We start from the raw sequence: 13,092 nt of genomic DNA, 5'->3' as shown, positions 1-13,092 counted from the left end.
GGTGATCAAGCGCATGGCCTACGGCTACCGGGACAGCAGCTTCTTCTTCATGAAAATCAAAGCCGCTTTCCCCGGTAATCCGTGAAGAACCTTTTTTTATGTCCGTCCGGCACCCGGGCGTTTCACCCAGGGCGAGCCAAGTATGAGAAACACACACAGCCCCACCACACTCAGCAGCGCCAGACGCAGCCCGATATAGTGGGCCAGCAGGCCGATCAGCGGCGGTCCCAACAACAGCCCGCCGTAGCCCAACGTCGCCACGGCCGCCACGCCAACGGAAGTATCCACACCAGGGCGATTGCCCGCCGCACTGAACACGATCGGCACGATCACCGACAAGCCCAACCCGGCCAGGGCGAACCCGACGATGGCCCAGGGAGCACTCGGTCCGAACAGCGCCAGCAGCATTCCGGCAGTCGCCAGGATCGACAACCCACGGAGCAGGCTGACGTCGGCGAACAGCATCCGCAGCCGATCGCCGAACAGACGGCCAAACACCATGGTCGCCGAGAACGCCGCGAAGCCCAGTGCCGCGACACGCTCGGAGCTGGCGAACACGTCATGCAGCAGCAAGGCGCTCCAATCGGCGATCGCCCCTTCCGATACGAACGAACAGAGTGCCAGCAGACCCAGCCCGAGAACCGGCAATGGCGGCAAGACCAACAACGGCGCCTTGGACTCCACCGGCTTGGGCGGCGGATCGGGCAGAAAGCGCTTCCGGAACCAGGGCAAGGCCAGCAAACCCGGCACGGCAACCAGGGAAAAATGCCAAAACGGCGGCCAGCTCGCCAGGGCTGCGGCTCCCAGCGCCCCGACCAATCCGCCGAGGCTGTACATGCCATGCATGCCGGAAAGACAGGGACGCCCGAGCAGGCGCTCCACCTCCACGGCCTGGGTATTCACCGCCACATCCAAGGCGCCGCTGGCCATGCCGATCAGGAAGAGCATGGCCGCCAGGTGCCAGACATTCCCCACCAGGCCGAGCAGAGGGAATAGCAACAGCAGGACGAGGCAGGAAACGCTGAGGATCACGCGGGCACCGAGGCGACGCACCAACACGCCGGTCAGCGGGAATGCCAGCAAGGCGCCGAAGCCGAGCCCCAGCAACGCCTGGCCGAGGGCGCGCTCGTCAAGGGCGGCCTGCGCCTTCAGGGCCGGTATGCGCGCCATCGCGCTGCCATGCAGCAGCCCGTTAACGGCGAAGCAATAGGCGCAGGCCCAGCGAGCCCTCTGCGCCGGAGAAATCGAAGTCATGAAACCGCCTCTTCCGATGAGTCGCTGGACGAGAGCCGCTGCCGGGCAGGAAAAAACAGCCCAAAAACAAAGACCCCGCCAAGCGGGGTCTCGTTCGACACAACCGCGCGGATCAGGCGTCGGCTTTGTGTACCGCGTTCTTGATGAGCTGCTGCAGCTCACCCTTCTCGAACAGCTCCGCCATGATGTCGCTGCCGCCGACCAGCTCGCCGTTCACCCACAACTGCGGGAAGGTCGGCCAGTTGGCGTATTTCGGCAGGTTCGCGCGGATTTCCGGGTTCTGCAGGATGTCGACGTAGGCGAATTTCTCGCCACAGGCCATCACCACCTGCGCGGCGCGCGCCGAGAAGCCGCACTGCGGCGCATTCGGCGAACCCTTCATGTACAGCAGGACGGTGTTGTTGGCGATCTGTTCTTTGATGGTTTCGATGATATCCATTGGCTCACCTCGGCTGGACTTCCCGACCCCTGGGTCGGCACGGTGGCCGCATTGTAGCGGAAAGCCGAGCATGACGCTCGGCCTTACCGACCCCTGCATACCGTTTCAGGCCGCCTCCACTTCCACCGGGACCCCGTTGAGCACGGCATTGCCGGACAACGCATCGAGCCGACGCTCGTCGGTGAGGTCGTTGGCACTGGCCCCCGGCTGGGCGCTGGCAACGGTCATCTGCACGCCCGGTCGTGAATGCCCCCAGCCATGGGGCAGGCTGACCACGCCCGGCATCATCTCGTCGCTGGCGACGACCTCCACCTCGACGGCACCGACCCGCGAACGCACCCGCACCCGCTGCCCGTCTACCAGTCCGCGCCGAGCCAGGTCTTCCGGGTTCATCAGCAACTGATGGCGCGGCTTTCCCTTCACCAGCCGGTGATAGTTGTGCATCCAGGAATTGTTGCTGCGCACATGGCGACGGCCGATCAACATCAGCTCGCCCTCCTTGGGCAACGGCGCCGTAGCGAAACGCTGCAAGTCGGCCAGCAGAGGAGCCGGCGCCGCCTCGACCGCCTTGCTCTCGGTCTTCAACCGGGCAGCCAGGTTGGGCCGCAACGGCCCCAGGTCGATGCCGTGGGGATAATCGCGCAAGGTCGCCAGCGACAGCTTGTGCTCGGAGTTGTCGCCATATGCGCCCATGCGCAGGCCCATGTCGATCATTTTTTCCGGCGGCAACGTCGGCTTCAGCTCGATACCGGCGCGCGCGGCGAACGCCTTGGCCAGACCGACGAAGATTTCCCAGTCGTGCAGCGAACCCTCGGGCTTGCTCAGTACCGCTTCGTTGAAGCGGGTGACGTTGCGCACGGCGAAGACGTTGAAGGTGGTGTCGTAGTGGTCATGCTCCAGCGGCGCGGTGGGCGGCAGGATCAGGTCGGCGTAGCGGGTCGTCTCGTTGATGTAGAGATCGATGCTGAGCATGAAATCCAGACCATCCAGCGCCTGCTCGAGTTGCCGCCCGTTCGGCGTGGACAGCACCGGGTTGCCGGCGATGGTGATCAGCGCGTGGATCTGCCCCTCGCCCGGGGTGAGCATCTCTTCGGCCAGCGCGGAGACCGGCAGCTCCCCGCCGTATTCCGGCAGGCCGGAAACCCGGCTCTGCCAACGATTGAAGCGCAGCCCGCCCGACGAAGAAGCGACCAGATCCACCGCCGGCGACGTGCAAAGCGCTCCGCCCTCGCGATCGAGGTTGCCGGTGACCAGGTTGATCAGTTGCACCAGCCACTGGCACAGGGTACCGAACGCCTGGGTGGACACGCCCATGCGGCCGTAACACACCGCGGACTCGGCCGCAGCGAAATCGCGGGCCAATTGGCGAATTTCCGCAGCCGGCACACCGCAACGGCCGCTCATGGCCTCGGCGGTAAACGACGAAATCGCTTGACGTACCTCGTCCAGCCCCTGAACCGGCAAGTGGCTGGAACGGCTCAGGCCCTCCTCGAACAAGGTGTTCAGGATGCCCAGCAACAGCGCCGCATCCTCGCCGGGGCGCACGAACAGGTGTTGGTCGGCGATGGCCGCGGTTTCGCTGCGTCGCGGGTCCACCACCACCAGCCGGCCGCCCCTCGCCCTCAGCGCCTTCAAACGCTTCTCGACGTCGGGCACGGTCATGATGCTGCCGTTAGACGCCAGGGGATTGCCGCCAAGGATCAGCATGAACTGGGTGTGATCGATGTCGGGGATCGGAATCAGCAGACCGTGACCGTACATGAACTGGCTGGACAGGTGGTGCGGCAGTTGGTCCACCGAAGTGGCGGAATAGCGGTTGCGGGTCTTCAGCAGGCCGAGGAAATAGTTGCTATGGGTCAACAACCCGTAGTTGTGCACACTGGGGTTACCCTGGTACACGGCGACGGCGTTCTGCCCATGGCGCGCCTGGATGTCCGCCAGACGCTCGGCGACCAGCGCGAACGCCTCGTCCCAAGCGATGGCCTGCCATTCGCCGCCGACCCGGCGCATCGGCTGGCGCAGGCGGTCCGGGTCGTTCTGGATGTCCTGCAGGGCGACGGCCTTGGGACAGATATGGCCGCGGCTGAAGCTGTCCTGGGCATCGCCCTTGATGGAAAGGATCTGCTCGGCGCCGTTCTCCAGGGTCTCGGTCTCGATGGTCAGGCCGCAGATGGCTTCGCAGAGATGGCACGCACGGTGATGGAGGGTCTTGCTCATGGCTCGCCTCATTCTTATCTAGCCGACCGGTCTAACAGGCCGGTTGAAAAACTACCGCGTTGCTGATACCGCGTTAAAAACGCCCTCAAAATGCTCATTTACGGCATGTAAACTGCGCTTTTTCGGCCGTTTTTGCCTGCCTCAGCTGCCTCGCCAACGTTTTTCAACGACCTGTTATCGCCGGGGAAAGACCAACTATGGCGGCTAATGGCGAGCTCCGCCATGAGCGTTCGTCCCATGAATCGGTTGCTATCAGGCGAGCCGATCATCGCGCCCGCAGGGACCTCCGCCGCATTTACCCGCGCAGGCCAAGGGGGCAATTTGCACCAGCTCGTCATTTGCTTATAAGATCGCGCCTTCCCCGTTTCGTCGCCTCCGTGCGGCCCCCGCCGCTGGTCCCGTCCGTTTTTCCTCCGAAAACCCCGGCCCCAGGACCTTCGGCCCGTTGGAATAGGTATTACAAGATGAGCGTAAGGCACTTTCTCTCGTTGATGGACTGCACGCCCCAGGAGCTGGTCGGCCTGATTCGTCGCGGCATCGAGTTGAAGGACCTGCGCAACCGAGGCGTGCTCTTCGAGCCGCTGAAGAACCGCGTGCTGGGCATGATCTTCGAGAAGGCCTCGACCCGTACCCGCCTCTCCTTCGAGGCCGGCATGATCCAGCTCGGTGGCCAGGCGATCTTCCTATCCCCGCGCGACACCCAACTGGGTCGTGGCGAGCCGGTCAGCGACTGCGCCCAGGTCATGTCGCGCATGCTCGATGCGGTGATGATCCGCACCTTCGCCCACAGCACCCTCACCGAGTTCGCCGCCAACTCCCAGGCGCCGGTGATCAACGGTCTGTCGGACGACCTGCACCCCTGTCAGTTGCTGGCGGACATGCAGACCTTCCTCGAACATCGCGGCTCGATCCAGGGCAAGACCGTGGCCTGGATTGGCGATGGCAACAACATGTGCAACTCCTATATAGAAGCGGCGCTGCAATTCGACTTCCAGTTGCGCATTGCCTGCCCGGAGGGCTATGAGCCCAAGGCCGAGTTCCTCGCCCAGGCTGGCGACCGCGTTCAGGTCCTGCGCGACCCGCACGCAGCGGTGGCGGGCGCCCACCTGATCAGCACCGACGTCTGGACGTCCATGGGCCAGGAAGCCGAGGCAGCGGAGCGCCTGGCGCTGTTCAAGCCCTATCAGGTGACCCGCGAATTGCTCGACAGCGCCGCCGACGATGTACTCTTCATGCACTGCCTGCCGGCCCATCGTGGCGAGGAAATCAGCATGGACCTGCTCGACGACCCGCGCGCCGTGGTCTGGGATCAGGCGGAGAACCGCCTGCACGCCCAGAAGGCGCTGCTGGAATTCCTCGTCGAACCGGCCTATCACCACGCATGAGCCACGAACTGCTGCTCAACCTGCGCGACCTTGCCTGTGGCTATCAGGAGCATCGGGTCGTGCAGAACCTCAATCTGCACCTCAATGCTGGCGACATCGGTTGCCTGCTCGGCCCCTCCGGTTGCGGCAAGACCACCACGCTGCGCGCCATCGCCGGCTTCGAGCCGGTAGCGGAAGGCGAAATCCAGCTCGCCGGCGAAGTGATTTCCCGCTCCGGCTTCACTCTGGCCCCGGAGAAGCGCCGGATCGGCATGGTGTTCCAGGACTACGCGCTGTTCCCGCACCTGACCGTCGAAGAGAACATCGCTTTCGGCATCCGCAAGCACCCGGAACGAGAGCGCGTCACCGCCGAGCTGCTCGAACTGGTCAAGCTGCAGCAGCACGGCAAGCGCTACCCCCACGAACTGTCCGGCGGCCAGCAGCAACGTGTGGCCCTGGCCCGCGCCCTGGCGCCGGAACCACGCCTGCTGCTGCTCGACGAGCCGTTCTCCAACCTCGACGGGGAACTGCGCCGGCGCCTCAGCCACGAAGTCAGGGAAATCCTCAAGACGCGCGGCACCAGCGCCATCCTGGTCACCCACGATCAGGAAGAAGCCTTCGCCGTCAGCGATCACGTCGGCGTGTTCAACCAGGGTCGCCTGGAGCAGTGGGACACCCCGTACAACCTCTACCACGAACCCCTGACCCCCTTCGTCGCTAGTTTCATCGGCCAGGGCTATTTCATTCGCGGCCAGTTGCTCAGCCCCGATGCGGTCCAGACCGAACTGGGCACCATCAGCGGCAACCGTGCCTACACTTGGCCGCTCGGCTCGGCGGTGGACGTGCTGCTGCGCCCGGACGACATCGTCTACGCCCCGGACAGCCCATTGAAGGCACGGATCGTCGGCAAGACCTTCCTTGGCGCGGCAACGCTCTATCGGTTGCAGATGTCCACCGGCAGCCAGTTGGAATCGATCTTCCCGAGCCACGCCGATCACCAGCCCGGCGAAGACGTCGGTATCCGTGTGGCCGCCGACCACTTGGTGGCCTTCCCTGCCCTGGGCAGCGTCGCGGCCCAGGTCGACCTGCGCGACTCGGGTGTCCGGCGCTACAACAGCACCACCTGATCGCGACCACCATCCTTGGCCCGATAAAGCGCCTCATCGCAACGCTGCATGGCGTCTTCCCAGGCTTCCGGGCTGCGGTAGGCGCTGACACCGACGGACAGAGTCAAACGCAAACCTGGGCATTCATCCCACTGCGTGTTCGCCATCGTTTCGCGCAGGCGCTGGAGAACCCGTTGCGCGCCGTCCGCATCGGTGCGAGTCAGCACCAGGAGAAACTCTTCGCCACCGAGACGCGCAACGAAATCCGCATTGCGTATCGAGTATTTCAGCAGTTGCGCCAACTGCCGCAACACCGCATCGCCGCCAGCATGCCCGTAGCGGTCGTTCACCGCCTTGAAGAAGTCCACGTCGATCAGGCACAACATGAAGTCGTAGCCGCCCCGATCCGCCAACGCTTTCTGCTGGGCCAGCATGGTCTTGGCGAAACGCCGGTTATGCAGCCCGGTCAGTTCGTCGGTGATGGCCTGTTGCTGGATCTGCCCGAAAGCCCTCTGCAATTCGCGGTTGCGCAACTGCAAAGTCTGACGCAGCCCGCTCATTTCCAGGCCGAGCATGGATACCCCGAGCAGCAGCACGAAGAACTCCAGCGCCTGGATCAGCTCCTGGCGCAACTCGATGCCCTCGCGGCGCTGCAAAGCGATCAGCAGCAGCGCATAGCAAACCGCGCAGAACACCCCGACCCGCACGAAGCCCTTCAGGTCTAGGCGAAAGGCGCCGAACATCAGGACGACCAGCGCCATCATCAGGAACAGCGAGCGCAGGTTGCCGGCAAAATAGGCACTGACGAACACCACCAGAATGGACCAGCACATCTGCGGCAAGGTCAGGCTGGGCTCGCGAAAGCGCAGGTTGAGATCGAATCGGATGAGAAGAAAGAAAATCACGCAACTGGCTAGCACCACGAAGCTCAGCACCAGCATGCCCTGCAGGTGCAAGTGCATGTAGCCGGAGAGAAAGGCCAGCCAGCAGAGCAGGAGGTACAGCAACGACGCGCTGCTAGCCAGTAGGGTGCGGCGCAAACGCAGACGCTGCTTCTGGGAGGGCTGCATCGGCGCTCCTTCTAAGGGTGTGTGGGTGCACCGCAGTATAGCCAGAGGGCGGGCGTCAGCCAGCGGCGATCACCCGAGCCAGAGCGTGCCGCTGGCCACCAGCACCGAATGACCGGCGATCTTCACCCGCCCACCATCCAGTTGGCATATCAGCTCGCCCCCACGGGCCGAGCACTGGAACGCGGACAACCGGGTCTTGCCGAGCCGCTCGGCCCAATAGGGAATCAAGCTGCAATGCGCCGAACCGGTGACCGGGTCCTCGTCGATACCAATGGCCGGGGCGAAGAAACGCGAAACGAAGTCGTGGCGCACTCCGGGTGCGGTGATGATCACGCCTTGCCAGGGCAACCGGGCCAGGGCGGCGAAATCCGGCGTGCAATCACGCACCGCCTGCTCCGAATCCAGCACCACCAGCAGCTTGTCGGCCGCCAGCACCTGTTGCGGTGTTATCCCCAACGCAGCGACCAGCGCCGCGTCCGCCGCCACCTCCTGCGGCTGCAGCGCCGGGAAGTCGAGTACCAGCCGCCCGCCCTCGCGCGTCACCCGCAGCTCGCCGGACTTGCAGATGAAATCGATGCGCTCGCCTGGCTCCTGATAGCGATCGAACAGCACATGGGCACTGGCCAGCGTCGCATGGCCGCACAGCGGCACCTCCGCACGCGGAGTGAACCAGCGGATATGCCAGACCGCGTCTTCTTTCACCAGGAAGGCGGTTTCGGCCAGGTTATGTTCGGCGGCGACCTTCTGCATCAGCGCATCGTCCAGCCAGGCGTCCAGGCGGTAGACCATCGCCGGGTTGCCGCTGAACGGGCTGTGGGCGAACGCATCGACCTGATGAAATTCGAGGTGCATGGGACGGCTCTCCTTGGCAACGAAAAGGGCGACCAGCATGCCCTGTTTGTGCCTCATGCGAGCGGCACACTTTTCGTTTTTTCTTCCATAACAGAAAACTGTCCGTTTTTTACTTTGGTCAAGGACAGCCGGCACGTCCCCCCCCAAGCTTCGCCCCACCTGGCGAACGCCAGGATGACCCTCCAGCCGCCCTCTCCCACGGCGCATCGCTTCAGAAGGATCCTCGCCATGCCCACCCGCCTGCTTTCCCTCTTCCTGCTAGGACTCAGCCTCCTCGCTTCCGCCAGCCAGGCCGCTCTCAGCGATGCCGAAGTGCTGAACATGGCTGGCATGCAGCGCATGCTCAGCCAGCGCATCGCCAAGAATTACCTGATGATCGGCGCCGATGTGCGCACCGACCAGGCCGCCCAGCAGCTCGACGAAAGCCTGGCGACCTTCGAAAGCAATTACCAGGCACTGAACGTCTACGCGCCGACCCCGGACATTCGCCAGGCCCTGGCCAGCTCGGAAGAAACCTGGCGGACCTACCGGGAACTGGCGCTGTCATCCCCCGACCGGAAAAACGCCGTGCAGATGCTGGCCCTGAGCGACCGCCTGCTCGCCGACAGCGAACGCGTGGTGCAATTGGTCGAAGCTCATAGCGGCAATCGCGCCTCGCAACTGGTCAACCGCAGCGGCCGGCAACGGATGCTCAGCCAGCGTATCGCCACGCTATACCTCGCCCTGAGTTGGAAGCTGCCGGTGGACGGGCTGGAGGCGAACTTCAACCAGGCGGTGGCAGAGTTCGATCAGGCCCTGCACGACCTGATCGCCGCACAGCAGAACACCGCCGCGATCAACAAGGCGCTGGAACAGGCGAACGCCCAATGGCGCTACGCTCGCGCCGGCTTCCGCCTGAGTGCGGATTCGCGCTATGTCCCGACGGTGATCGCGACCACGACCGAGACCCTGCTCCGGCAAATGAACGAACTGACCAGCCAGTACGAAGGCGTCATGCGCAGCGGAAGCTGACGGCCGCCACACTACCGTAACGAAATCGCTACGGCGTAGCGATTTCGAAACAATCCCCTGAAAACCGCATGGTTTCTATGCCTTGCGCCGATACCCGAGGGCGGCTCCGCACCGCCGTAGCGAATTCGCTACAGCCAATTTGCTCGACCTCACCCCACAACAACTTAACTAATTGAATTTAAAAGAAAAAATTCAAATGGCACCCTGCTTGCTATAGCCGGACCAACGCTCGCGGTACCGACGAGCGAATCCAACGCCCGTCTTACCAATGGGCGAGTCCGACTGTTTAGGGAGTTCCCATGAGCGAGTTGCGTTTCACCGTCGATCACGAATGGCTGCGTCTGGAAGCCGATGGTCTGGTCACCGTCGGCATCACCCCCTTCGCCCAGGACGCCTTGGGCGACGTGGTCTTCGTCCAGTTGCCGGAACTGCGCGGCTACGCTGCCGGCGAGGAAGTGGCGGTACTGGAATCGGTGAAAGCCGCCAGCAACATCGTCATGCCGCTGGAAGGCGAAGTGGTCGAAGTGAACGGCGAACTGGAAGGCAGTCCGGAGCGTGTCAACGAGGCGCCGCTGACCGATGGCTGGTTCTTCCGTTTCCGTCCGGTGGACGCTTCGGCGGTGGCTGGCCTGCTCGACCAGGAAGCCTACGACCGCCTGCTGCAAGCCAACGCCCACGCCTGAGAAAGCCCCCGATGACCGACCTGACCACCCGTAACGAATTCATCGCCCGCCATATCGGCCCACGCGAGGCCGATATCGCCGCCATGCTCCGGCATCTCGGCTACGACTCCCTGGAAGCGCTCACCGCCAGCGTCATCCCGGACAGTATCAAGGGCACCAGCGTGCTGAACCTGCCGGAAGGCCTGAGCGAAGCCGACGCACTCGCCGAGATCAAGGCCATCGCCGGCCGCAACCAGTTGTTCACTCAGCACATCGGCCAGGGCTACTACCCCTGCCACACCCCGGCGCCGATCCTGCGCAACCTGCTGGAGAACCCGGCCTGGTACACCGCCTACACGCCCTACCAGCCGGAAATCTCCCAGGGACGTCTGGAAGCCCTGCTCAATTTCCAGACCCTGATCAGCGACCTCACCGGCCTGCCGATCGCCAACGCCTCGCTGCTCGACGAAGGCACCGCTGCCGCCGAAGCCATGACCTTCTGCAAGCGCCTGTCGAAGAACAAGGCCAGCAACACCTTCTTCGCCTCGAAGCATTGCCACCCGCAGACCCTCGACGTCCTGCGCACCCGTGCCGAGCCCTTGGGCATCGACGTGGTGGTCGGCGACGAGCGCGAGATCGATGACGTCTCCGCCTACTTCGGCGCGCTGCTGCAATACCCGGCCAGCAATGGCGACATCTTCGACTACCGCGCCCTGACCGAACGCTTCCACGCCGCCAACGCCCTGGTGGCGGTCGCCGCCGACCTGCTGGCCCTGACGCTGCTCAGCGCTCCCGGCGAATTCGGTGCCGATGTCGCCATCGGCAGCGCCCAGCGCTTCGGCGTACCGCTCGGCTTCGGCGGCCCGCACGCGGCCTACTTCGCCACCCGCGACGCCTTCAAGCGCGACATGCCGGGCCGCCTGGTCGGCGTCTCCATCGACCGCTTCGGCAAGCCGGCCTACCGCTTGGCCATGCAGACCCGCGAACAACACATCCGCCGCGAGAAGGCCACCAGCAACATCTGCACCGCGCAGGTCCTGCTGGCCAACATCGCCAGCATGTACGCCGTCTACCACGGCCCGGCCGGCCTTACCCGCATCGCCCGCCGCGTGCACCGCCTGACCGCGATCCTCGCCCAGGGCCTGGCCAAGCTGGGCTACAGCGCCGAACAGGTGCATTTCTTCGACACACTGACCCTGGCCACCGGCGCGCGCACCGCGCAACTGCATGCCCAGGCCCGGGCGATGCGCATCAACCTGCGCGAAATCGACGGCGAGCACCTTGGCCTATCCCTGGACGAAACCACCGACCAGGCCGGCGTCGAGCGCCTGTGGGAACTCTTCGCCGAGCCCGGCCAGAGCCTGCCGGACTTCGCCGAGCTGGCGAAGAACGTCGCCGATCGCCTGCCGGAAGCGCTGCTGCGCCAGTCGGCGATCCTCCAGCACCCGGTGTTCAATCGCTATCACTCGGAAACCGAGCTGATGCGCTACATGCGCAAACTGGCCGACAAGGACTTGGCGCTGGACCGCAGCATGATCCCGCTCGGCTCCTGCACCATGAAGCTGAACGCCGCCAGCGAGATGCTGCCGATTACCTGGGCCGAGTTCGGCAACCTGCACCCCTTCGCTCCGGCCGAGCAGAGCCAGGGCTACCAGCAGCTCACCGCCGAACTGGAAGCCATGCTCTGCGCCGCCACCGGCTATGACGCCGTGTCCCTGCAGCCGAACGCCGGGTCCCAGGGCGAATACGCCGGCCTGCTGGCGATCCGCGCCTATCACCACAGCCGTGGCGACCATCAGCGCGACATCTGCCTGATCCCCTCCTCCGCCCACGGCACCAACCCGGCCACCGCCAACATGGCTGGCATGCGTGTGGTAGTGGTCGGCTGCGACGCCCGCGGCAACGTGGACATCGACGACCTGCGCACCAAGGCCGCCGAGCACCAAGCCCGCCTCGCCGCGCTGATGATCACCTACCCGTCCACCCACGGGGTGTTCGAGGAAGGCATCCGCGAAATCTGCGCCATCGTCCACGACCACGGCGGCCAAGTGTACATCGACGGTGCCAACATGAACGCGATGGTCGGCCTCTGCGCCCCCGGCAAGTTCGGCGGCGACGTGTCCCACCTGAACCTGCACAAGACCTTCTGCATCCCCCACGGCGGCGGCGGCCCGGGCGTCGGCCCGATCGGCGTGAAGGCTCATCTGGCCCCCTTCCTGCCCGGCCATGGCCACATGGCGCGCAAGGAAGGCGCGGTGAGCGCGGCGCCGTTCGGCAGCGCCAGCATCCTGCCGATCTCCTGGATGTACATGAAGATGATGGGCGGCGAGGGCCTCAAGCGCGCCTCGCAACTGGCCATCCTCAACGCCAACTACATCGCCCGTCGCCTGGAAGAGCACTACCCGGTGCTCTACACCGGCAGCAACGGTCTGGTGGCGCACGAGTGCATCCTCGACATCCGTCCACTCAAAGACGCCAGCGGCATCAGCGTCGACGACGTGGCCAAGCGCCTGATCGACTTCGGCTTCCATGCGCCGACCATGTCCTTCCCGGTGGCCGGCACCCTGATGATCGAACCGACCGAGAGCGAGTCCAAGGAAGAGCTGGACCGCTTCATCGACGCCATGATCGCCATCCGCCAGGAAATCCACGCGGTGGAACGCGGCGAACTGGACAAAGACGACAACCCGCTGAAGAACGCGCCGCACACCGCAGCCGAGCTGGTCGGCGAATGGAGCCATCCGTACAGCCGCGAACAGGCCGTGTATCCGGCCGCCTCGCTGGTGGACGGCAAGTACTGGCCGCCGGTGGGCCGCATCGACAACGTGTACGGCGACCGCAATCTGGTCTGCGCCTGCCCGTCCATCGAGGCGTACCAGGACGCGTAAAGCACAAACGGGGCCGGCCATGCGCCGGCCCCGTTCCTCGCGCGCAGGGGCGTGACAGCCCCCTCACAACAACAACGAGAACCCCACCATGTTCAGCAAGCACGACCAACTGCAAGGCTACGATGACGCCCTGCTCGCCGCGATGAACGCGGAAGAACAACGTCAGGAAGATCACATCGAGCTGATCGCCTCCGAGAACTACACCAGCAAGCGCGTGATGCAGGCCCAG

10 protein-coding genes and 1 pseudogene are annotated in these 13,092 nt (G+C 64.6%); 6 read left to right on the top strand and 5 right to left on the bottom strand.

Annotated elements, in window-relative coordinates; translation table 11 throughout:
* Positions 1–96: 96 nt before the first annotated feature.
* The 3 genes from BZL41_RS18745 to BZL41_RS18735 form a co-directional block, all read right to left on the bottom strand.
* Complete coding sequence (locus BZL41_RS18745; RefSeq protein WP_095600701.1) at positions 97–1,254, bottom strand: MFS transporter; 1,158 nt, start codon at positions 1,252–1,254, stop codon at positions 97–99.
* Positions 1,255–1,366: 112 nt separating this feature from the next.
* Complete coding sequence (gene grxD, locus BZL41_RS18740) at positions 1,367–1,693, bottom strand: Grx4 family monothiol glutaredoxin (protein WP_095600700.1); 327 nt, start codon at positions 1,691–1,693, stop codon at positions 1,367–1,369.
* Positions 1,694–1,798: 105 nt separating this feature from the next.
* On the bottom strand, positions 1,799–3,910 hold the full coding sequence (locus tag BZL41_RS18735; protein WP_095600699.1) for a molybdopterin oxidoreductase family protein: 2,112 nt from the start codon (positions 3,908–3,910) through the stop codon (positions 1,799–1,801).
* Between the two features lie 464 nt (positions 3,911–4,374).
* On the opposite strand from BZL41_RS18735, the gene argF reads away from it, so the two are divergent.
* Positions 4,375–5,295: an ornithine carbamoyltransferase gene (gene argF, locus BZL41_RS18730; protein WP_095600698.1), complete on the top strand. Its 921-nt coding sequence runs from the start codon at positions 4,375–4,377 to the stop codon at positions 5,293–5,295.
* Positions 5,292–6,401: an ABC transporter ATP-binding protein gene (locus BZL41_RS18725; protein ID WP_095600697.1), complete on the top strand. Its 1,110-nt coding sequence runs from the start codon at positions 5,292–5,294 to the stop codon at positions 6,399–6,401. Before argF ends, BZL41_RS18725 begins: the two co-directional genes overlap by 4 nt.
* Here BZL41_RS18725 and BZL41_RS18720 read toward each other — a convergent pair.
* Together BZL41_RS18720 and BZL41_RS18715 are read right to left on the bottom strand one after the other, a co-directional pair.
* Positions 6,383–7,450 carry a diguanylate cyclase gene (locus tag BZL41_RS18720; protein ID WP_095600696.1) on the bottom strand — a complete coding sequence of 356 codons (1,068 nt, stop codon included), beginning with the start codon at positions 7,448–7,450 and terminating at the stop codon, positions 6,383–6,385. The two genes, BZL41_RS18725 and BZL41_RS18720, sit on opposite strands and share 19 nt — an antisense overlap.
* Positions 7,451–7,519: 69 nt before the next feature.
* Complete coding sequence (locus BZL41_RS18715; protein WP_095600702.1) at positions 7,520–8,302, bottom strand: PhzF family phenazine biosynthesis protein; 783 nt, start codon at positions 8,300–8,302, stop codon at positions 7,520–7,522.
* A gap of 228 nt (positions 8,303–8,530) precedes the next feature.
* Between BZL41_RS18715 and BZL41_RS18710 the strand changes: the two genes are divergently transcribed.
* The 4 genes and pseudogenes from BZL41_RS18710 to glyA all read left to right on the top strand — a co-directional run.
* Positions 8,531–9,313 (top strand): type IV pili methyl-accepting chemotaxis transducer N-terminal domain-containing protein, encoded by a 783-nt coding sequence (locus BZL41_RS18710; protein ID WP_095600695.1) that lies wholly within the window; start codon positions 8,531–8,533, stop codon positions 9,311–9,313.
* Between the two features lie 299 nt (positions 9,314–9,612).
* Positions 9,613–9,996 carry a glycine cleavage system protein GcvH gene (gene gcvH / locus BZL41_RS18705; RefSeq protein WP_084338272.1) on the top strand — a complete coding sequence of 128 codons (384 nt, stop codon included), beginning with the start codon at positions 9,613–9,615 and terminating at the stop codon, positions 9,994–9,996.
* Between the two features lie 11 nt (positions 9,997–10,007).
* The gene (gene gcvP, locus BZL41_RS18700; protein ID WP_095600694.1) at positions 10,008–12,863 is read left to right on the top strand and encodes an aminomethyl-transferring glycine dehydrogenase; all 2,856 of its coding nucleotides are present in this window, start codon (positions 10,008–10,010) and stop codon (positions 12,861–12,863) included.
* Positions 12,864–12,951: 88 nt separating this feature from the next.
* Positions 12,952–13,092, top strand: a pseudogene (gene glyA / locus BZL41_RS18695) (serine hydroxymethyltransferase); the annotation flags it as partial.

The sequence above is a fragment of the Pseudomonas sp. PIC25 genome (genome assembly GCF_002286785.1).
In the GTDB taxonomy this organism is placed as follows: domain Bacteria; phylum Pseudomonadota; class Gammaproteobacteria; order Pseudomonadales; family Pseudomonadaceae; genus Pseudomonas_M.
The sequence above is the reverse complement of the archived record's forward strand: the minus strand, read 5'-3'. Positions and strand labels throughout refer to the sequence as shown.